The organism is Paenibacillus harenae, assembly GCF_030812415.1.
Classification (GTDB): Bacteria; Bacillota; Bacilli; order Paenibacillales; family Paenibacillaceae; genus Pristimantibacillus; species Pristimantibacillus harenae_A.
Window position 1 is genome coordinate 191,707 of sequence record NZ_JAUSST010000007.1, and the last position, 20,847, is coordinate 212,553.

The following is a 20,847-nucleotide window of genomic DNA, read 5'->3' on the forward strand; positions in this document are numbered from 1 at the left end:
CAAGCCCAATCGAGCATAACTTATAGAAATCTAAAGCAGAACGGGATGAGTACAATCAAACACAGGAAGAAGGTTCATTTGCGTTCGATTCCTGCGAAAGGAACAAAACCATCGAACAAATACAAGCCTAATCCAGATCGTACCGGACAACCGAATTTTAACGGGACCGATAATTACGCCGCCGCCAAGCTTGCGGTCATTGCCGGAGCAGTTAATGTGTTCGGTGATGTTTTGGCTACAATCGCGGCCGCCCTTGCATTGGAAGAAAGCGTAGCAAGCGACTACCAGGATCAACAGAACCAAAAAGCTCAAGAAGCGAACATGGTCAATATGCAAAAACAAATCGATGAATTAACGTTGCAAATAAAAAACTTAACCAAAAAGTGACGGTTCCAAACTGCCGGCTGGCCCTGCCCCGATTCAATCGCAATCGTATAGATACACCTAGGGCGTTAGGCGATAGCCCGAAACGGGACAAGCTTTCTACCAAATCCAATCGGCAGTTCTCCATCTGCAAAATGGTCGAGCAGAACAGAGAAGGTGGTGCCCATCCCCTTTCTCTCATACCGCATCTACAAGCTCCCTGTGACTGGCCCCAACATCAAAGCGCCAAAGCTATCGCTTCGATGGTGATTGGGAAGCTCGGTATCTATCGGCAGCCAGCTTAAGTAATGAGGTACCGGCGTACGTTCTGGAGGCAGGGCAATACAGGAAACCCGGTTACGTTAGCCATTGGCGGGCTCACTATATCTACAGCTTAGGGTTTCCCCTCAGCATGCTGAGCTGGTTCTGCAAATCCTCCTTCATGGCCAGCACTCGAGGGTCCTGCGAATCATCCGAACGGTCTTCCACCCTTCGCAATTCGATCTCGAACCCGCCGAGCCCTTCGGGAATCGGCATCCGGAGCGCCCAACCCAGCGCCTCTCCCTCCGTCCTCACATCGATTAAGGCATACTCCGCAATGAGCTGTTGATTTGCTGGAAATGGGCCTGCTTGTACCTTTGGCTCGCTGCCGTACGACGAATACCCTATTCTCATTCCCGCCCAGCTGGGCTGAAGCTCTTCGTTGGCAAGTAGCACGCCCGACATGTCAAGCGCCCTCTTGTACGCAATCCTTGCATCGCTGTATTCCGGGGAGTGATCGACCCCGGCCTCGGTGTAGCCTGTCGCCTTCACGAGCAGCATAAATCGCATGTTTAAGTCCCTCCTTCCAGAAAGAATTGAGTTGTAAATAAAGCTAGTGCTTACCTATAAAAAAAGATAAAAGCTCCTTCGAAATTCGGTTGGCGTCAAGCTTCTTCGTATGGCCGAGCCCCTTCCGGCTCAGCAGTTGCGCATTGGGGAGCACTTCGACCAGAGACTGAGCACCATGACGCAGCGAGATCGGGCTCTCCGTGCCTTCAAGCACCAATGCGGGCATCGTCACTCCGCTCCACAATTGCGATGGAAGCGGCTTGCCTTCGTTATATCCATCCAGCAGCGCGGCGTCATAAGGCAGCGTATGGGCGACGGCCATGAGCCGAGGCCATACGCCTGGCATCAATCGCATCAAGCCGACAACAAATGACGGAGCACCCATCCCCTTCGTCATAAAATAGTTGATCGCATCTGCCCGACGATTGTCTGCAATTAGCTCGGTAACACGCTTCGTAAAATGAGCTGGAGGCATGTGACCTGCCGTATCGACCACGAACGGCGGCTCATGCAAGACTAGCTTCGTCATATTCACCCCGCTCGCTGCCGCCTGCAAGGCAAGAACCGCCCCGGACGACAAGCCGTACACGTAGGCCGAACCGCCCGCTTCGTTCATCATTGCTTGAAGATCCTCAATCTCGCGCGCTATGGCGTATGGCAACGCGTCTCCGCTATCGCCGCGTCCTCTGCGGTCGTAATTGTATACCGTAAAATGCTCCGACAGCAGACTGGCAAGCTGCACCTGCCCCGGGAATTTCCTGTAGCTGAACGCACCTGCTACCAGAATAAGCGCCTGCCCTTGGCCCGCCTTGTCGTACGCGATCTTCGTACCGTCTTTTGAAATGACCGTATTCATCGTTAATCTCCTCTCCAACTTTCAAGCTTCTATTAAGACGACGAACCACGAAGGGCAAAATCGACGCTTCCGTCAAAAAAAATGAAAAAAAATGCCACTATCCTCAAACCTTGATGATAGTGGCATCTTATTAAAGGGTCATCGCATGCCCATGCCTCGCTAAGTATGCTTCCTTTTCCTCATAATCCGGCATGATGCTTCCTACTCGTCGCCAGAACGAACGATCATGGTTCATATGAAGCAGATGGCACAGCTCGTGGACGATGACATAATCAATGACGTCGATCGGAGCCATGGCCAGCCGATAATTGAATAGTAAATGCCGATCCGAGCTGCAGCTTCCCCATTTGGTTGTAGACTCTACGACATCAATCGATTTTGGTTTTACTTTCAGTTTTGCTTGATAGATTTTGATTCGCTCGCCGACCAGCTTCTTGCAGCTCGAGATATAAAACTTCTTAAGCCTGCTCTTCAGCTCATCCTCGTTAAGCCCATCCGTCTCGATTAATTCATGCAGAAAATAATATTTTCCCAGATGGAGAAACTTCCCTTGCTCCTGATAATCTCTTGTCTGCGGGATAGCCTGTGCCGCCGCTATAGCATTAAGTTTGCCCAGTATCGCTTTACCATGTCGCTCCACTGCCCGCATTAATTGTTCATCACTTGTACCATTAGGCGCCTTAACCGTTATGTGCCCTAATGAATCCATCTGAATAGAGAGCTTTGATCTCGTTCCATATAGAACGTTAAAGGATATCGTTTGATTTTCGAATTCGATTTTCATGTACAACATCGTACCATGAAATATGGCGGAAACGAAGCACGGCAAAGCGCCGGCTCTCGGTCATGAACCCTAGCTCTGTTCAAAAGACCGGTTATAGGAGATGATGTGATCTATCGCGTCAGCTACAGAATGGATTACCGTGCCGGCTTGGTTTCTTATATCAACATGGCTGCCGCTCATGGCATAACTATGTTTCGTTATCGCGAACATGGATAAATCGTTGAATGAATCTCCTATACACGCAACTTCGTTTGGATGCAGTCCCAACCTTTGGATCAACAGCGATAGTCCTATTCCTTTCGATACATGAACCGGCATAACATCAAGGCAGTCTTTATCGGAAATAAACGTTTCGATTTTACCTTCAAATTGATTACTCAGCTCAGCTTTCAATTGATACAATTGTTTAAGGTCGCCTAGGTAGGAAAGCTTACTGCATCTTAATTCATCTTCTTGTAAAGCTGTCTCTAAGTCCCCGCGCACGGTACAAGCTGTTAGTATGCGTGCTTCATACGGAAGTGTTATGTCCGTACGTTCCTTCAAATAAAAGGAATCATCGCTGCAATGAATGAAATTCACGAATTGATCGAAGCCGCGGGTTGCTTGAAGGATTCGAGAAGATACTTCGGGTTCGAATACGGAAAATGCCAAAAGCTCCCCATCGTTCGAGCGAACCGTTGCTCCGTTCTGACCGATCGCATGATAACGATCTTTGAATTCCTGCATGACGATCTTGATTTCCGAGTACATCCTTCCGGATGCAATACATAGTTCGAATCCTTCATCGAGCGCCGTTCGAACGGCTGCTAGATCTCTATCATGAATCCGGCGTGCATGGTCCAATAAAGTGCCATCTAGATCACTGACAATCAGCTTAATCATCTTTATCCGCCTCCGATACGACTAATAGTTCCACTTGATGCTCTACAAGCTTTTCCATCATTTCTTTATCCGGCTTTTGGTTGGTGATCAACAAATCGATGGATGCCAAATCCGCTATTTTGTAAAACATTTGATCTCCGAACTTCGTATGGTCCGCCAATACAATGACTTGGCTTGCCCGTTTGATCATCTCCCGCTTAACGACTCCATCTTCCTCATGAGAGTAAGATAAGCCATTAGCCGTAATTCCACAGGCGCCAAGAAATAATTTGTCCACCTGATAATCGGATAACTTATCCAGCGTGGATTGCCCGAATAAAAACCGATGCCGGGGGTGCAATTCCCCGCCTAATAAAATCGTTCTTACCGCTTTTTTTCTTGAAGCCACATCCGCGATATCGATCGAGTTGGTTACGACAACGATATTTTCGGAACTTATATGTTCTGCAGCGAATTGGACCGTGGTTGACGCATCCATCATAATAAAATCTCCGCTATTAACAAGCGAAGCGGCGAAAAGCCCTATCTCGCGTTTCTCATCCGATTCTCTTACCAAACGTTCTTTATACTCGTATATTTCTTTCGTTTTTTTCGGCAAAACAGCACCGCCGTGCGTACGGATGATGAGACCAAGCTCTTCCATCTTCAATAAGTCCCGGCGGGCGGTGTCGCGAGATACGTCGAATTGCTGGCAAATCTCTTTGATATCAATGCGTTGGTGTTGATTCAAGTGCTCCATAATAGCGTTTATCCGCTCTTCTTGAAACATGCTCAGGTCCTCCTATCCATGGTGGTAAGTGTTTCATTTTCGAAGTATATATGTAAGCGTCAAATAGCCCTCCTCTTTACAAGGTGGGGCTATTTGACGCTTACACTCTTTCGGCTAAACTTAGAAGCAAAATATACGTCAAATCGTATACGCTCTTCGCCCTCCGATTCTCGATGAGTTGGGATTGATTTTTGCTCTGCGTAAGCAGGTCGAGCAAGTAACCGGCGAGGTTCGTTTCGTGCTGGAAGCACCTGATAGCCTGCCTATGCTGCCGGCAGCGGTTGAGGTTGCCGCCTATCGGATTATACAATAAGCGATCACGAATGTCGTTCGACATTCAATAGCGCGAAATTGCCGCATACATATCCGTTTGGAAGGGGATTTTTACCTTGAAGTAGCGGATGACGGGATTGGAATAACCGCACAGCGTAAAGGCGTCGGTCTTTATTCCATGAAGGAACGGGCAGAAGAATTAGGCGGTAAATTCAAAATTCATGATCAATCGGGCGGAGGTACGGTTGTTTTTGCCCGATTACCTATTTCGAAAGAGAGTGTGGGCTATGGATCGAATTAGAGTAATGTTTGCGGATGACCATCCTTTTTTCAGGACCGGTCTTCGGGCGTTTCTTTCATCGGTGGAAGACATGGAGATCATCGGGGAGGCATCTTCGGGTGAAGAGACCGTTTCGCTTGCTATAAGTACTCAGCCTGACGTCATTTTGATGGACTTGAAAATGCCCGATATGAATGGAATCGAAGCAATAGGGCGCATCATGGAAACTAGTCCTCATATTGGGGTATCGCCAACAAAACGCGGATTTCGTACGCTAAAGGATAAAAACTCAGTAAAATAGCTATTTTTCCATACGCTAAAGGATGCAATACAAAGGCAATTGGGTTGTGTAATTCTCGCTTTAACAACAACCGTTTCAATGGCCTTAACGTAACACAATTTAACCAATTATGGCCGGATCACGATACAACACAATTGTAAGCGTACGTTTTTCGCGTTTTGCTGTCTCTACCCCAATAAGAGGAGTTTTTCTGAGCAGTGAATTTATGCGATACTCGCTCAAGGTAAATGTCTGGTATCCATACTCCTTCCGAATTTCCTCCAGATGCTCGTATTTCGTGGCCTCCCGTTCGCCGTAATATGCAAAAGACTCCATATTGACATTGATTTGCTTTGCAATATAACGAAGGACTTGAATAGGCACTTCTTTTACATCAGAAAGCGTCCAGCCGAGATAGCGAAGTACGCACAGCTGTACGGCAAAGCCGAGTTGGTTATACTCTCTTCGCCGCTGCTGGATGATTTCAAGGTCATGCTGGGTAAATGTGAAGTAAGTGCCCAATTCCCATTCGCCGAGATCGGGCGGTATTTGCAAATATTGCAGCCGTTCCTCCGGAGTCAGCAGTTCCCTTACTCAAGATCGCGGCCAGTCTCGTGAATGGATACGTCTGGATCGAAACGGTGCAATGGGACAACTTCAATGAAGCAACGACGCTGCAGTCATCGGTAGAAGCGTACAAAGACCGGTTCGGATACTACCCCGCAGTGATTCTCGCAGACAAGATCTATCGCAACAGAGACAATCTGAAGTACTGCAAGGAACTGGGCATTCGCATGAGCGGCCCGAAGCTCGGGAGGCCATCGAAAGAAGGAACAACAGCCGCCGATCGCAAGCAGGAACGCGAAGACGCAGCACAACGTAACGCGATCGAAGGCAAGTTCGGTGAAGGTAAACGCAAACTAGGACTGAGCCGCATTCGAGCCCGTAAAGCGGAGAACAGTCTAACCGTGATAGCCACCCAGTTCCTCGTCATGAATCTGGAGACGTGGTTACGGACTCTCTTTTTGCTTTTTTTCAGGATTCTTGGGCTCGGCGTCCTTCGTTTCGCCTAGGCTCAGTAGGAAACTTGTTCAGCAAGCCCTATTTAGCTTTGACTCAATGTCACATGACTGTTTCACTCGATGTTGTGCTTATTGTACAACAACTTTAATAGTAAGGTCACACAATTTGGGATCCAAGTCTCTCTCACTTGACATATTAAATACTGGTACTCCTTTTTTATTAAAATGAACTCTGTGCATAGCTGAACATCGTGTACCAAAACTTACGATTTCCTCTTCACCATGATACATAATCATAGTATTACCATTGTAATCTCTGAAAAATGAATTGTGCCCTGGCCCGTATACTCCAGGAATAGAATAGTAGGACAATACAGGGGTGCTTGCTTTTTCCCACTCATTAACATTCAGAAAATCTCTGCCCCGTGGTATCTTTAAAAGCCCTAAAGCATATGTATAACCACATGCTCCCCCGCCAGAGTATGTTATATATACCATATCATCAGTAACAAGAGGGTATGGGCCTTCATTGTTGATTGTTCCTTGAATGTTTTCCCAACCAAATAGTGGTCTGGAAAGAAGCACAGGTTCACTTGTCAGCATGGTAGGATTTTCTTCATCTATCGTAGCAATATACAGCATAGAACCAGTATCAAGTGGTGTTCCAATATTTTTTCTATAAGACCAGATAATGCATGAAGTGCCATCAGCCTTGAAATATGTCATATCCAATGTTATACCATCCTGTGCCAAATATGTTCCATCTGACTTTTTCACTCGCACAGGTGCGTTCCAATCTTCGGCCTCCATGATGTCTCCATCTTTTTTCAATTTCATCATATGACATTGTGGTCCCCACTCTTTTCCGCTGGCAGCAAAAAGTATGAATAAATCATCTCCAATCACATGAAATTCCGGTGCCCAAAATGTCTGTATGAAGCCTTTTTCTTCATCTACATCCAGAATGACAGCTTCTTTAAATCCAGGAACGAACAATTCTGATATGGTATCTGCTTCTCGTACATAGATACCAATATCATTCACATTATCATTCGTTGCAATATAATAATATTTATTGTTCCATGGAAGAATTACAGGGTCTGCATATCCACGAGCTAATGGGAATGAATACGTCTCTTGTACTGCTTTCCCCTTAACTGTATAAGTTCCCGGAGTAGAAAAATTCATTCCTGTGTAGTCCCATTTTACCTGCTTTTCTGAGGTTGAACCATCTGAATAAAACGCCTCTGCTTTTACCAGTTCCAACTCTTCAGGAGATGTTATATTCACACTATCCGGTACCCGTACTTCTGTATTATAAATCGGGGTCCAATTTGCTTTAATCTTATTTCCCCTAATGCTGTCAACGGAAAGGATATTACCTTGTCTTATATTAGATAAATTTACAACGGGGTGCTGGAATTCATACGCATTTGCCGCTTCAGCGGCGGATATGCTGTCTATACTCATTGATTTGTTTAATCGGTTTACATAAAAATTCCCTTTATTGTCCTCCCAGTATAATTCATACACTTCATCAGCAGCATTAAACTCACATGCTGCTTCTTTAACAAACAAATCTTCATGCAGTTTAACCAAGTCACAATCATGAAAAGTGATTAGATCCTCTGAGGTCCACAGCAGGATTTGTCCTTTACTTTCAGCGTCATCATTTCCACTTGCATCAACCCTCACGGCCACAATTCCAAAGGAACCCTCTGCAGTCCGAAACAGGTATGGGTTCTTCAGTCCTTTTTCATGAATTACACCTTTTTCATCAATTGTACCCAAAGCGAATAATACTCCGTAATTTTCGTTTAACGGCTTAAAATCATCATCACCCTGGCAATAAGCAAAATGAATACTGTTACTTAAAGATTCAGTATATTCATTATCCGGCTGACGGGTATAGATTAATATTTTTACATCATCTTGCAAATTATTCATAATATTGCCTCCCGATAGAATTTGGAATTATTTTTCCAGTAATATATCAAAGATTTTTATGGCCTCACTGCCTTCTTTTACGAATGCTATAAATTCGTGCAGTTTTGCAGGGCATATTATGATTTGGCCTCCTGTATGAGTCTTTCCATCAAATACATGAATCCAGTTGCCTTCAGGCAGGTAAACCTCACGCTGTTCCTGTCCCTGTTCAACAATTGGTGCAAATAGGATATCTTCACCATACATATACTGATCCTCAAGAGTATAACAATTCTCATCCTGATAATAATCAAAGAACATCGGCCTCATAATAGGCTTACCGGTTTTACTTGCAATATCCATATACTTCTGTGTATATGGTTTCATGCGTTCCCGAAGTTCGATGAGATTTTTAAGAACGAGATAGTTATCTTCTCCAAAACACCATATTTCATTGTCACCTCCGCTTGGTTCAATGATGCCCGGGTGTGGAAATAATCAATGACAATTGCATCAATGGGAATGCCTCGTTTTTTTATATTCCCGTGCAACCTCAAGCAAATCCTCCTGAGATTCATAACGTAGCTTACACTGTCAGAAACCTCCTGCCCAGCCCGGAAAATCCGGAGAATAACCGGTTAGGTCACAATAAGTTTTCATAACATCTGCCGGAGTCTCGCCAGCGTATACAAGATAGTCCGCCTGGTAGGCACTGTCTGATGTCCACATAGTATGAATGTTCGTCAGTTCGCAGCGGCAAGGTATGCTCTGCCTGCGGCAAAACCAAGCCCCTCTCACAATTTCTCCGCCGCTCCGGCAGAAGGTCGGGCAAGGGCGCCCGCAGAGGAACATGCCGTACCTGCCGTAAGAGGGCAAAAAGGCAACTGCCATGTGGGAAGCTGCAGACGACGCGGTTATTGCCGAGCCAGCTCCCGTGCCCAAGATCAGAGCCAAACGGCCCCTGCCCGTTCCGCCTCCTCGTCCGAAGGGACCCGATGCCTCCATCCTGCGGCCTAACCGGGAAGGCATCATCAAGATGCGGGGTCAGACGGATAAGGGCAGGCGCTGGTACCAAGAGACTGATCTGGAGACTGTGACGGTTCTAGTCCGGGAGTTCGCCGCGGTGGTCGTGAACCCCCATATGATCCGGCGGATCTACAGCAGCAAGATGTTCCGCTGTCCCAGTGCCGGCTTCACATATGAGGTGCTTATTCGCTTCAAGCGCCGTACCAACCTTTGTCGAGATGAGAATCTGCGGTTCGCGCGGTGCATAACCTTGCACTAGTTTGGAAAGGTGCCCCCCTCCTCTTATTTGGATAGTATTTTGGGCCAATGTCATGGAATAATGATATGATCTTGCTTTTCTGATATTCGTAATAGAGTTGTTAGGATCAGTTCCAGACGATGGCTGCCTTTTCCCAGGCCAGAAGTCCTTCGGCTATTTTAACGCCGAAGCATGGTTTCCTGAAATTCACCGGGACTGACGCCGTAATACTGCTTGAATACGCTGCAGAAATACGAAATGTTGATCATGCCTACCCGCTCCGCCACTTCCGACACTTTCAACTTGGTCATGCGCAGCAGTTCCTCCGATTTTCGCATGCGCGTCTCCATGATATATTGATGAACGGTTTTGCCATTGGTTTTCTTGAACAGCACCCCGAGATGGTTTGGGGATACGAACACCTCATCGGCCAGCATGGACAAACTCAGGTCGTTAGAACCGATCTTTTCCTCAATCAGGCGGATCGTCTTCTCGACGATGTAATCGGTCTTGTGAATCCGCCTGGTTTCCAATCGCGCGAACAAACCGTCGACGTAATCCCTGACATAGCCGCACATTTCCCCGAGCCGGTTCATGCCCAACAACTCCTGGATGCGTCCCTTGTCCCCGCCGCGATCGTCCTCGATCATGGACAGGTCGATGATCAAGCCGTTCATCAGCGTGGCGATATAATGCTTGCCGGCGCCGGTGTGGCTGCGGATGGAGGCGAACATGCGATCCAATTCCTTGTGAATGGCTGTCCCTTGCAGCGCGAGCATATGAAGCCGCACTTGGCGGGAAGCTTCCTGCCAAGCGGTCAGGAAGGCATACGACCGTTCTGTGTAGCTGTCCCGTGCCTCCGCCTCCATCTCGGACGTGACGACACCGGCAATTCCGTAGAACACCCCGTATTGTGCCGCGCTCAGCGCTTGCCGGTATGCAGTCCCGGAGTGGAGCAGACCGGGCGCGGAATTGCCTGTTCCGATCGTAAGGGGGAGCGGGGACAATGCCTTCCATAAACCAAGCAGCTGCTCGGCAATCCGACTCGTGTCGTCCGAAGCGGCTTGTTCCGTGAGCGGCACGACCGCGGTCACGGCGCCTGCAATCGAGTCGCAGGGAACCAGGTAACCCGACTCGTTAAAAAGGCGGCGGATCTCCTCGTCGGGCAGCGGCGTGGGTGGTACAATCACCATGACGCCGAGCGGCTTCGAGCAAAGCTCGACCTCCTTAACCGACAATTGTGCGATCACCTGTTCCGGGTTTCCCCGCCCCGTCAACAGATTGAGCAATAGTTTCTCCACCTCCATCCGTTCACCGGAGCGAAGCCTTCGTTGAATGTGCATCTCTTCCCGGCGGCGCGCACGGATCTGTTCGCACATCTTCAAGACACGAAGCATGGAGGTGCGCATCTCTTCTTCTTCCACCGGCTTGAGCACATAGTCGTCGGCATGCAAGGAGATTGCTTCACGCGTATATTCGAAATCGCTGTATCCCGTCAAGAAGACGATCCGGACATCCGGCAGTCTTTCGCGGATTTTTTGCGCCATCTCGAGTCCGTTCATGCCGGGCATGCGGATATCCGCGACGATGATGTCCGGCGCAAGCTCCATCGCTTTCTCATAGCCTTCGATCCCGTCGACGGCCGTACCCGCGATGGTGATGCCCATGGCGTTCCAGTCCAGGAAGTCGACCAGGCCTTCCCTCTCCCAGCGTTCATCTTCGACGATCAGGATAGAATACATCGATGATTCACTCCTTCGGTAGCGTGATGTTGATCGAAGTGCCGACACCCGGCCGGCTGACGACCGCAACTTTGACTTCATCGCCGTAATAACCGCGCAGACGGTCGAGAATGTTCTTGAAGGCGTATCCGCTTCCGCTAGAGCGGCGGATCTGGCCGCTCAACATCGCCTGAACGCGCTCGCGCGGAATACCGACGCCGTCGTCGATCACCTGGAAGACCAAATGATTCGTGGTCTGATACGCTCTCACGATGATCGTGCCGTGACTTCGCTTTGGTTCAATACCGTGTGACAGGGCGTTCTCGACGAGCGGCTGCAAAATGTTCTTTGGAATGGTATAGGGATACACCTTGTCATCCACGTCAAAAACGATATCGAACATATTCTCGAACCGGAATTTTTGGATCTGCGCATAGACGCGCACCATTTCGATCTCATCGTATACGAGGATCGTCGATTTCCCCTTGTTCAACACGAGCCGGTAAAATTTCGCCATCGCATTGGCAATATTCGTGATCTCCGGCGATTGTACCTTGCGCGCCACCCACGAGATCGTAGCCAGCGTATTGTACAGAAAATGAGGATTGATCTGCGATTCCAGCGCCCGCAGTTCCGCCTCCTTCTCGACGATCCGGCTTTTGTACACCGTCTCCACGAGATCGTGGATGCGCCTGGTCATCGTGTTGAAGCTCTGCGCCATGAGCGTGAACTCGTCGTTCGACTCAACTGGGACCGAGACGTCGAGCGAGCCTTCCCGCACTTCCCTCATCGCCCGTACGAGCACCTTCATCCTTCGAAGCAGCCGGGAGGTGATGCCGTATACGATCAGGCAGAGGGCTAACAAAACCGCCAGCAGGACGAAGAACATTCTTGACCACGAATGCTTCATGCCGTCGATGAACGGACTGACCGGATAAATGCCCACAATGCGCAGATCGAGCCAGTCGAGAGGCGCCGAAATCACGATGGAGCGGACGCCCTTGACGTCCATGACCTGATCGAACTTGACGTCCCCGGGCAAGCCCTGCAATCCATAATCGGTCAGATCCGTCAGGCCGGACGATCCGGAGACCACCCTGCCGGAAGCGTCCACGACGAAGACATTTCCGCGATAATGGTCCTTCGAAGCTTTAAGAGAGGCAAAGAAATCATCGCGGTCGACTTCAATCTCCAGTATTCCGGCCATGTCGGTGTAACGGCTTGAGAGGATCTTGTGATCGTAGGAGAATACCTGCGTATGTCGGATCGACCCCGGGGAGGGGAGAAGGACATGCTCGTTATGAAGTCCCCTCCATCGTGTGATCCGGTGCATGTCTTGAATGAACGGCGCATAAGAAGGTTCCGCCTCGATCCTTGAGAGGTGGTAAAACCCGTCATACAGCTCGGGAAGCGATTGGTTCTTTACGTAGATCCGGATGGAATGGAGATACTTATTTTGCAGGAACATACTGCCGATAATCGGGGCAATGTTGTCCCGGTATTCTTGCGATTGATAAGGCTGGCTCAAAAACGGGCTGCCAAGAAAATTCTGGATGCTCGGACTGGACGCGATGAGCTCCGAGAGAGACTGCACCATGGTCACTTTCTGAGAAAGACTGTCCTTCATCTGCTGGACATCTTGCATCATCAAGATTTTCCCTTGATCGATGGCTGCCTGCGAAGCTTGATCATACAGGATGAATCCCATAAACCCCATGGAAGCCGTCAAGCTTGACAGGAAGGTGATGACGAACTTCGCTTTGACGCTCAATTGTTTCGGAAATCGAATCGCATTACGCATCGGGACCACTCCAGCGGCTCATGTATCAGTTCTGTCCTCATCGTAACATATTCAGCCCGCAAAAACAGTCAGGAGTCTGTCCGAGGAATCTGTTTTTTCGTCGGACAGACTCCAAGCTTTCCGCATCCGATTGCACGGATTAGGAAAGCTTGTGTTTAGCGATATGCTTCTTTTATTACTTCTTGTACATCGTGGCTACGGTATTCTCGTACTGATCGGCTTGCCACTTGATGACGTCGTCATAACCTAGACCTTTTGCTTTCGTCATCATGTCCTGCTTCAGCTTGTTGAATTGATCGTCGCTCTTCGCGAACATCATCTGCCAGGAATATTGCTTGATGACCTTGCCCACTTCGCCGCGCTTCAGCTTGATGTCGGCAGGCTCTTCGGCAGGCGGTTTCCCATTGAAGAACGCGGGGTGAACGGAAATCAAGTCATGCTTCACGACGTATTGCTTCTGGGTGAGCACACCCATGGCGTCGCTCCAGCTCTTGGTTACCGGATCCGGATTGTGCTCCAGGTACGATGTCCACAGAGTATAATCATACGGCTCGCCCGTCTCTGGATTGATCATCGTCAAAGCGAGCGTGGCATTATTGAGCTGGTTCGTGCCGTCCTTAAAGTTGCCGCCGCCGTATTGATCCGGGATCGGAACGTTATTTGCCGGCAGCGCTTTGTAACCCAGATCGGTCAGCTCAGGCTTGCCTTTGCTGTTCAGATCCCAGAGCAAGCCTTTCGGCCCGTAATTGGACTCTGCAATGCCTTCCGGCGTGTAAAGCCAATTCACGAACTGCATGACGCGCTCGGGGTACTTCGTCTTTGCGCCAATCGCCCAGATACCGTTGCTGCCGTAAGGATTATATCCTCCGGACCAGACCTTCTGGGTATCGATAGGAACATACTTGAAACCTTTGCCCGCATTCAGATGTTCCGGCGTATTGTAGACATTGGACGCCCACGGGAATTGGGCAGCGAGAATCTGTCCATCCTTATACTTATCACTGACATTGCTGAACTTCTGCGTCAAGGAGTCCGGGTCAAGCAATCCCATCTTGTTGGCCTTATAGAAGAAATCCAAGCCTTGCATGTAGTAGCTGTTGTCGTCCAGCATGCCTTGCCAGCTATTCGAGTCGGCTTTCGTAAGGATCAGGCTGTTGTTGTTGTAGTTGTCACCTTCCGCATAGCCGAACAATTGAGCAGTAACCTTCGCGTTCATCGAGTAGTCGCTGTCCCAATCGGACCATAGCGAGAAGCCGTACGTCGGTTTGCCGGAATCGCTCTTCGGTGCCAGCTGTTGCATTTGCTTGAGAACGTTCAGAAGATCATCCAGATTTTTGATTTTCGGACTGCCCAGCTGCTGGTACAAGTCCCAACGGAGATTGGGTCCGAAGCCCATGTCTGAGCCTTCACTCGGACCGGTTCCGCTGCCGACGTTGCCGCCGACGCCGTAGATGGCCGTGCCGCCGCCGAACATAGCGCTGTTCGCTTTCAGCGCTTCGGGCGCGTATTTCTTGATGTCTTGACCGTACTTGTCAAGCAAGCCGTTCTTGTTCCAATCGAGGAGCAAGCCCGCCTTGATAGCATCGGTATAATCCTTGCCGCCGAGGCCGATGACGAGATCCCCCAGGTCTCCCGAAACCATCTGCGTGGCGACCTTCTGCCCGCCGCCCGTCAGGTTGGGAGCGATGATGTTTAACTTGATGTGGAACTTGTCGTTGACCAGCTTGCCGAACCAGCCGGATTGAATCCCGGCATAGTTGGCCAAGTTGTCGAATACGGTCAACGTGATATCCGGCAGATTGGAAGCATCCGTCTTGCCTGTGTCCGCGCTTGTCTGCGGCGTGGTCGTCGAGCCGTTGCCCGTCGGATTGTTGGTGCCGCCGCCTCCGCATGCTGACAACAAGACCAGCATCGCAGACATCAGAACGGCGAGGCCTGTCCTTTTCTTCTCTTTGTTCATGTGTGTTGAAACCTCCTTTTGGATTATCCAGCCTTCTTTCTCATGGGCATTGCCCTCAAGCCGAGTCATTTCCCGGCTCATGTAAAGCGTTATCAGAAGCATGCATCACCTCCTCAACAGAATAATGGGGAACCGGGAAGGGAAATCACCCCTTCACGGCCCCGAGCATGATGCCTTTGACGAAATAACGCTGGAAGAACGGATAGACGAGCAGGATTGGCGCGACGACAACCATCGAGACTGTGGTCCGGATTGAAGTAGCCGTCGGCATCTCCGCCAGATTCATATGCTGCATTCCGGACGACTGCTTCATCAATTGGGCAAGTGAAGTCGCCTCGTTCATGTAGCGATACAGAATGAACTGGAGCGTGAACAGCTTCGGATTGGAAACCAGGAACAGATTGTCGAAAAAGGTGTTCCATTGGGCCACCGCCGAGAAGATCGCGATCGTAGCCAGAATCGGCGTAATGAGCGGCATGACAATTTGCCAGAAAATTCTCAGATGTCCCGCCCCGTCGATCATCGCCGATTCCTGCAAGGCCGCCGGGGTGGATTCGATGAACGTTTTGACCAGAATGACATTAAATGGTGAAACGATCGCCGGCAAAATGTAAGCCAAGAAATTATTGGTCAAGTGGAGATTATACATGATAAGGAACCACGGAATCAGACCGGCACTGAAATACATCGAAATAACGACGAAACGATACCAGAACCGGCGTCCCCACATCATGTCTTTCGTGAACAGAAAACCGAGAAATGCCGAGGCGAACACGGTCAAAACCGCGCCGAGTACGGTGCGCGACACCGAAATGAAGGTAGCAAAGGCGATGCCGGGAATCTGGAATACATTGGCATAGTTGCTGAATTGTATGCCTTTCGGGTAGAACAAGATCAACCCGTTGCTGCTCAGGTCGTTGTTGCTGATCGTATTGATGAACAAATAATAAAAAGGAAAGAAGCAGGCCAATGTGAACAGGATCATGATGGTGTAATTCAGTATGTCAAATAAGGTGAATTTGGTTCGTTTACCCATTGAGGTGTATTCTCCTTTCGATTGCACTTGCCGGTTCTAGACTACGCCTTCTCCACGAACAAGTTTGGATAAGCTGTTGGCTGCGAAGAAGAGGATCAGACTGACCAAAGACTTTAAGATGCTGACCGCAGTCGCGAACCCGTAATTACCGTTCGCCATCCCGACATTGTATACGTACAGATCGAGCACTTCGATATGATTCATGTTCATCGCGTTGGAGAACACGAAGAACTGATCGAACCCGGCATTAATAAAGCTCGCAATCGACAGGACGAGCAATACGAAGTAGGTGGACATGATGCCCGGTACGGTCACGTGCCAGATCAGGCGGAAGCGTCCGGCGCCGTCCACCCTAGCCGCTTCGTACAATTCCGGGTCGATTCCGGTGATCGCAGCGATGTATAGGATCGCTCCCCAGCCAAGGCCTTTCCACACTTCCCAGAGCGTCATCCGCAGCCACACATGTTCGCTGGAGGCAAGAATGTTCGTCGGTTGTTCGATCCAATTCAACTTGAACAACAGATTGTTCACGAAACCGTTATCGACGGAAAACAGCATGAACGCGAACGAATAGACCAACACCCAGCTAATAAAGTTCGGCAACGTAGTAATCGTCTGGACGATCCGCTTGAACGCAGAATTCCTGATCTCCGTCAAGAGGATTGCAAAGATAACCGGAAGAACCGACGTCAGCATACCCAATCCGCTGAAGGCGAACGTGTTGGTCAGAACCCGGTACAATTCCTGGCGCTGGATAGGATTCGAAACCATCGAGGTGAACCAATAAAAGCCCATGAACTTACTCTGGGACAGCGGAATGCCCGGCCGGAAGTCATAGAAGGCATAAATCCACCCGAATAGCGGCAGGTAGGAAAACAAAAGCACCAAAATCAGAAATGGTGACGCCATCAAAAAGAGCTTGTATTTGTCCCTGGACTGGAATCGTTTTCTCACGATCGAGGAATTCGTAACTTTCGTCAGGCTGGCATTCATCTTACTCCCCCTATTTATTTGATAACTTAAATTATAAGGAAATATGAAAACGCTTTATATATCAATAAATCACTTCCATGTCAAAATACCACGAATTTAATTCTTGATTTCATATTCATCACCCTCCTATAGATGATGGCGGCGACGAAAGGAAAAAGCCACCGTCAATGGCGGTTCCGATTTCACCGACAAAGAAAGTGGCTGATGACAGCTATGAACAGAAGCAAATGCCAAAAGTCATCATTTAGCACCGATACCTTTTTCTTGTCCATATAACCTGTCAACAATAAATATGAGCAAATAGATTACCATAATATGTCCGGTTGTATACGCTAAAAACGAAAGTTTTTTCATCACAACATAATCAAATTGAAAATATCTAATCAGTTCATTAAGTATGTGTTATGGAACAACAGCTAAAGCGTCCACAACCAAAGTGCCGCTGACCACCTCTAACTGGGGTCCCGCCAACATTTTAACGAAAATATACGCTAAGCCGATAACATTCGAAGGCTTAGCGTATTTTCTTACTCTAAGCTAATCCGGCCCACTGGTCATTCAACTTCCTGTTGTTTCAGCGGTCGTAATGAACTGAGGGACATATTCTGCTTGAAATTGAATTTGTATTCGTACGTGAGGGACATCCGTACAAAACATCTCATTTTGTGAAGATGTAAAAAAAGGGAGCTGCCGCGGCAGCTCCTTCTTCGTTTGTATAGACACAAAGCGTGAATACTGTGTTATCTGACGTAATTGGACCACTTTGATTATTCCTTCTAAAGATCGGTTACCTTGATACCTCTAATTGAGTTAACAATAATGTCTGCCTTTGATAGATCTTGATTCCCTGAGTTTTGGTTTATAAATCCAAAACATTTCATTCCAGCAGATTTTGCGGATTGAATTCCATTTTTTGAATCTTCAAGAACAATACATTCAGACGGATCGACTCCCAAAAGTTTTGCAGCTTCTAAATAGACATCCGGTTCTGGCTTGCCTTTTGCTACTTCTTCGCCACTAACTATGCAATCGAAATACTCCAGTATTTTAAACTTTAATAATACTTCGTTAATAAATTTGATCGGAGAAGAAGAAGCTATTCCTAATAAAATATTGAGCTTTTTAAGTTCTAAAATTAATTCATATATGCCATTAATTGGACCGATTTCAGTTGATCTTATCAATTCAATTTTTAATGAAAGTTGATATTCAATGATCTCAGATACCGAATGTGAGATATTGAATTTTTGTTTCAGAATCTTCCACATTTCTGGATTGGTCATTCCTACAAATTCATCTAGCTCATGAGGGGAAATAGTAACCCCAAAAAAATTCATTGTTTTAACATCAATATCAAAATGTATTGGTTCACTATCAATGATGACGCCATCCATATCAAAAATAAAAGCTTTCAATATTTCATCTCCCTGCAATTCGAATTTGTTCAGGAACCTCGTCAACTTTCCGTGTAGGGGTATCGCCAACAAAACGCGGATTTCGTACGCTAAAGGATAAAAACTCAGTAAAATAGCTATTTTTCCATACGCTAAAGGATGCAATACAAAGGCAATTGGGTTGTGTAATTCTCGCTTTAACAACAACCGTTTCAATGACCTTAACGTAACACAATTTAACCAATTATGGCCGGATCACGATACAACACAATTGTAAGCGTACGTTTTTCGCGTTTTGCTGTCTCTACCCTATATTGGAATAGTCGTTCTGATAATGTTTGATGATGATGATTCTATTTTTTCTGCCATGAGAGCGGGTGCGCGCGGATATCTCTTGAAAGGAGCGGGACAAGAGGAAACGCTTCGCGCGATACGCGCGGTCAGCAGCGGCGAGGCCATATTTAGTCCATCGATAGCCAGCCGTCTCATGCAATACTTTTCGGGATTGAAGCCGATTTCGACCGAATCCGTCCCTCTACCGGATCTTACGGAACGGGAACGGGAAGTATTAACCTTGATCGCTCAAGGTTTCTCCAATTCAGATCTGGCGAACCGGCTTTTCCTCAGTCCCAAAACCGTGCGAAATCATATCACGAATATATTCAGCAAGCTGCAGGTAGCCGATCGTGCTCAAGCGATATTGAGGGCGAAGGAAGCGGGATTGGGTTGAATTCAATACCTATGGATTAATTAACGGGTACTGTGTACTTAAAGATTTTCTGCTCATTTTTCTTGCATATGGGTAACACATAACCTCAAACTTGCCCATGACTAACACATAAAACGACATGTAATCGGAAGCGAAGATGACCATGGCAAATACGGCTCGAGCGCCTCTGGATTTTGTGAATCCGGAAGCTGCGGAAGCTGCTCGAACAGGTACTTTAAATATTGAAATGGAAGAAGTCCGTTTTCCTTCGCCGTCTCGATGACGCTGTAGATCGCCGCACTTGCCTTCGCGCCGCGAGGCGTATTCGCAAATAACCAGTTCTTTCTTCCGATCACGAATGGCTTGATCGAGCGCTCACTGCGGTTATTATCGATCTCGAGCCGACCATCCTTCAGGAAGGTGGTCAATTTCTCCCACTGATTCAGGCTGTAAGCAATCGCTTTTCCAACCAGACTCTTCGGCAGTGTTTGAGAGCGCTGCTGCTTAAGCCATACCGAATAAGCCTCCAGGATCGGAAGGCTCCGCTTCTTTCGCTCGGCATATCGTTCTTCTGGCGAAGCATCCTTCAGCTCGCGCTCAATGGCGAAGAGAGCATTGCAGTAAGCCAGTCCTTGACTAGCCACCGAATCCTTGTTACCTCTGGTCGCTGGCGGGGCTGCTTTCAACGCTTCATCGTATTTACGCCGCGCATGTGCCCAGCACCCCACAAGAGTCACACCAGGAACCTTATGATAGCCCGCATAACCATCGACATGCAGATAACCTTTGAACCCGGATAAGAAGATTTGTGGATGCTCGCCGCCACGTGTCTTCTGGTAATCGTAGATGACCGCCGGTGCTACACCGCGTCCGGTGCGATACAGCCACAAATACGAGGACGATTGAGCAGACTTCCCAGGCTCACGCAGCACCTGCAGCGTCGTCTCATCTGCATGAAGCACATCCTGCCTTAGCAGATAAGCTTTCATCACGGAGACCAATGGCATGAGCCATTTCTGTGCACCATAGATCATCCAATTCGCCATCGTCTGACGAGATAACGTGTATCCGAGACGCGCGAAATGCTGCTCTTGCCGGTATAACGGCAAGCTGTCGACGTATTTCTGGCTCATTACGTAAGCCATGCTCGACGGTGATGCCAAACTTCCCGGATAAACAGGTTTTGGCATCACAGCTGTGACGATCGGGGTTTCAATATCTTCACGTTCACAATGACGGCAGGCATACACATTTCGCACGTGACGGATGACCTTCACTTGTGGCGGTACAACGGCAATTTCATTGCGCGTCTCCGTACTCATCTCGTGAAGAGAACCACCGCAGCACGTACATACTTGCTCGCCTTCTTCCAGTGAATAGGTGATGGTTTCTACTGGAAGCTTGGAGAGATCCTCTGTTCGCTTGCCGGATGACTTGCGACGCTCGTAGGTAATCTGTTCAGCCCGCGGCTCTTCACCAACAGGTGATGCCAGCATTTCGGCTTCATTGAACAATGAGAGCTCTAATTGATCCGGGTGCGTCTGCTCACTAGAAGTACCAAATCGCTTTTTCTGCGCTAAGCGGAACTGCTCTTCGTACCATTTAAGCTTAGCCGATAGTTCGATGATTTGTTGTTGTAGAGATTCAATGGTTGGCGTATCTGCATGTTTTTCCATACTTTACTCATTAGATAATAAACACCT

General features: G+C 48.2%; 20 protein-coding genes and 2 pseudogenes. 6 read left to right on the forward strand and 16 right to left on the reverse strand.

Annotated features, from left to right (window positions below; translation table 11 throughout):
* The first annotated feature begins 45 nt into the window (after window positions 1-45).
* On the forward strand, window positions 46-387 hold the full coding sequence (locus tag J2T14_RS24745; RefSeq protein WP_307205113.1) for a hypothetical protein: 342 nt from the start codon (window positions 46-48) through the stop codon (window positions 385-387).
* Between the two features lie 185 nt (window positions 388-572).
* Here the strand turns inward: J2T14_RS24745 and J2T14_RS30985 are convergent, their stop codons facing one another.
* From J2T14_RS30985 to J2T14_RS24770, 6 genes are all read right to left on the reverse strand, one after another.
* A complete protein-coding gene (locus J2T14_RS30985; protein ID WP_373458203.1) occupies window positions 573-707 on the reverse strand; it encodes a carbohydrate-binding family 9-like protein in 135 nt (44 codons plus the stop codon).
* Between the two features lie 43 nt (window positions 708-750).
* Window positions 751-1,194, reverse strand: a complete 444-nt coding sequence (locus J2T14_RS24750; protein ID WP_307475175.1) for a YciI family protein — start codon at window positions 1,192-1,194, stop codon at window positions 751-753.
* A 43-nt stretch (window positions 1,195-1,237) separates the two neighbouring features.
* Window positions 1,238-2,050 carry an alpha/beta fold hydrolase gene (locus tag J2T14_RS24755; RefSeq protein ID WP_307475177.1) on the reverse strand — a complete coding sequence of 271 codons (813 nt, stop codon included), beginning with the start codon at window positions 2,048-2,050 and terminating at the stop codon, window positions 1,238-1,240.
* Window positions 2,051-2,180: 130 nt separating this feature from the next.
* The gene (locus J2T14_RS24760; RefSeq protein ID WP_307475179.1) at window positions 2,181-2,834 is read right to left on the reverse strand and encodes a M48 family metallopeptidase; all 654 of its coding nucleotides are present in this window, start codon (window positions 2,832-2,834) and stop codon (window positions 2,181-2,183) included.
* Between the two features lie 69 nt (window positions 2,835-2,903).
* Window positions 2,904-3,716 (reverse strand): Cof-type HAD-IIB family hydrolase, encoded by an 813-nt coding sequence (locus J2T14_RS24765; protein ID WP_307475181.1) that lies wholly within the window; start codon window positions 3,714-3,716, stop codon window positions 2,904-2,906.
* Entirely contained in the window at window positions 3,709-4,485 is a 777-nt protein-coding gene (locus J2T14_RS24770; protein WP_307475183.1) for a DeoR/GlpR family DNA-binding transcription regulator, read from the reverse strand. Before J2T14_RS24770 ends, J2T14_RS24765 begins: the two co-directional genes overlap by 8 nt.
* A gap of 184 nt (window positions 4,486-4,669) precedes the next feature.
* Here J2T14_RS24770 and J2T14_RS24775 point away from each other — a divergent pair, with 184 nt between their 5' ends.
* Genes J2T14_RS24775 through J2T14_RS24780 form a run of 3 tightly spaced genes read left to right on the forward strand, consistent with a single transcriptional unit; the run spans window position 4,670 to window position 5,339 of the window.
* Window positions 4,670-4,798, forward strand: coding sequence for a hypothetical protein (locus J2T14_RS24775; RefSeq protein ID WP_307203380.1), 129 nt, complete (start codon window positions 4,670-4,672; stop codon window positions 4,796-4,798).
* Between the two features lie 3 nt (window positions 4,799-4,801).
* On the forward strand, window positions 4,802-5,059 hold the full coding sequence (locus J2T14_RS30990; protein ID WP_307203477.1) for a sensor histidine kinase: 258 nt from the start codon (window positions 4,802-4,804) through the stop codon (window positions 5,057-5,059).
* A complete protein-coding gene (locus J2T14_RS24780; RefSeq protein ID WP_307475185.1) occupies window positions 5,046-5,339 on the forward strand; it encodes a response regulator in 294 nt (97 codons plus the stop codon). Before J2T14_RS30990 ends, J2T14_RS24780 begins: the two co-directional genes overlap by 14 nt.
* 207 nt (window positions 5,340-5,546) lie before the next feature.
* Here J2T14_RS24780 and J2T14_RS24785 read toward each other — a convergent pair.
* Window positions 5,547-5,903 (reverse strand): annotated as a pseudogene (locus J2T14_RS24785) (DUF4158 domain-containing protein); the annotation flags it as partial.
* An 11-nt stretch (window positions 5,904-5,914) separates the two neighbouring features.
* Here J2T14_RS24785 and J2T14_RS24790 point away from each other — a divergent pair.
* Window positions 5,915-6,391: pseudogene (locus J2T14_RS24790) on the forward strand (transposase); the annotation flags it as partial.
* Window positions 6,392-6,469: 78 nt separating this feature from the next.
* On the opposite strand, the gene J2T14_RS24795 reads toward J2T14_RS24790, so the two are convergent.
* From J2T14_RS24795 to J2T14_RS24830, 8 genes are all read right to left on the reverse strand, one after another.
* Window positions 6,470-8,287: a family 43 glycosylhydrolase gene (locus tag J2T14_RS24795; protein WP_307203382.1), complete on the reverse strand. Its 1,818-nt coding sequence runs from the start codon at window positions 8,285-8,287 to the stop codon at window positions 6,470-6,472.
* A 27-nt stretch (window positions 8,288-8,314) separates the two neighbouring features.
* The gene (locus J2T14_RS24800) at window positions 8,315-8,653 is read right to left on the reverse strand and encodes a hypothetical protein (RefSeq protein WP_373458197.1); all 339 of its coding nucleotides are present in this window, start codon (window positions 8,651-8,653) and stop codon (window positions 8,315-8,317) included.
* Window positions 8,654-9,709: 1,056 nt separating this feature from the next.
* Complete coding sequence (locus tag J2T14_RS24805) at window positions 9,710-11,272, reverse strand: response regulator (protein ID WP_307203383.1); 1,563 nt, start codon at window positions 11,270-11,272, stop codon at window positions 9,710-9,712.
* Between the two features lie 7 nt (window positions 11,273-11,279).
* Window positions 11,280-13,052, reverse strand: coding sequence for a histidine kinase (locus J2T14_RS24810; RefSeq protein WP_307203385.1), 1,773 nt, complete (start codon window positions 13,050-13,052; stop codon window positions 11,280-11,282).
* 175 nt (window positions 13,053-13,227) lie between these two features.
* Window positions 13,228-15,012 carry an ABC transporter substrate-binding protein gene (locus tag J2T14_RS24815; protein WP_307203386.1) on the reverse strand — a complete coding sequence of 595 codons (1,785 nt, stop codon included), beginning with the start codon at window positions 15,010-15,012 and terminating at the stop codon, window positions 13,228-13,230.
* 145 nt (window positions 15,013-15,157) lie between these two features.
* On the reverse strand, window positions 15,158-16,048 hold the full coding sequence (locus J2T14_RS24820) for a carbohydrate ABC transporter permease (protein WP_307203387.1): 891 nt from the start codon (window positions 16,046-16,048) through the stop codon (window positions 15,158-15,160).
* A 36-nt stretch (window positions 16,049-16,084) separates the two neighbouring features.
* On the reverse strand, window positions 16,085-17,041 hold the full coding sequence (locus J2T14_RS24825) for an ABC transporter permease (protein WP_307203388.1): 957 nt from the start codon (window positions 17,039-17,041) through the stop codon (window positions 16,085-16,087).
* Between the two features lie 776 nt (window positions 17,042-17,817).
* Window positions 17,818-18,456, reverse strand: a complete 639-nt coding sequence (locus J2T14_RS24830; RefSeq protein ID WP_307475188.1) for an HAD family hydrolase — start codon at window positions 18,454-18,456, stop codon at window positions 17,818-17,820.
* Between the two features lie 373 nt (window positions 18,457-18,829).
* Between J2T14_RS24830 and J2T14_RS24835 the strand changes: the two genes are divergently transcribed.
* Window positions 18,830-19,165: a response regulator transcription factor gene (locus J2T14_RS24835; protein ID WP_307475190.1), complete on the forward strand. Its 336-nt coding sequence runs from the start codon at window positions 18,830-18,832 to the stop codon at window positions 19,163-19,165.
* 101 nt (window positions 19,166-19,266) lie between these two features.
* Here the strand turns inward: J2T14_RS24835 and tnpC are convergent, their stop codons facing one another.
* Window positions 19,267-20,820 (reverse strand): IS66 family transposase, encoded by a 1,554-nt coding sequence (gene tnpC, locus J2T14_RS24840; RefSeq protein WP_307475192.1) that lies wholly within the window; start codon window positions 20,818-20,820, stop codon window positions 19,267-19,269.
* Between the last annotated feature and the right edge of the window lie 27 nt (window positions 20,821-20,847).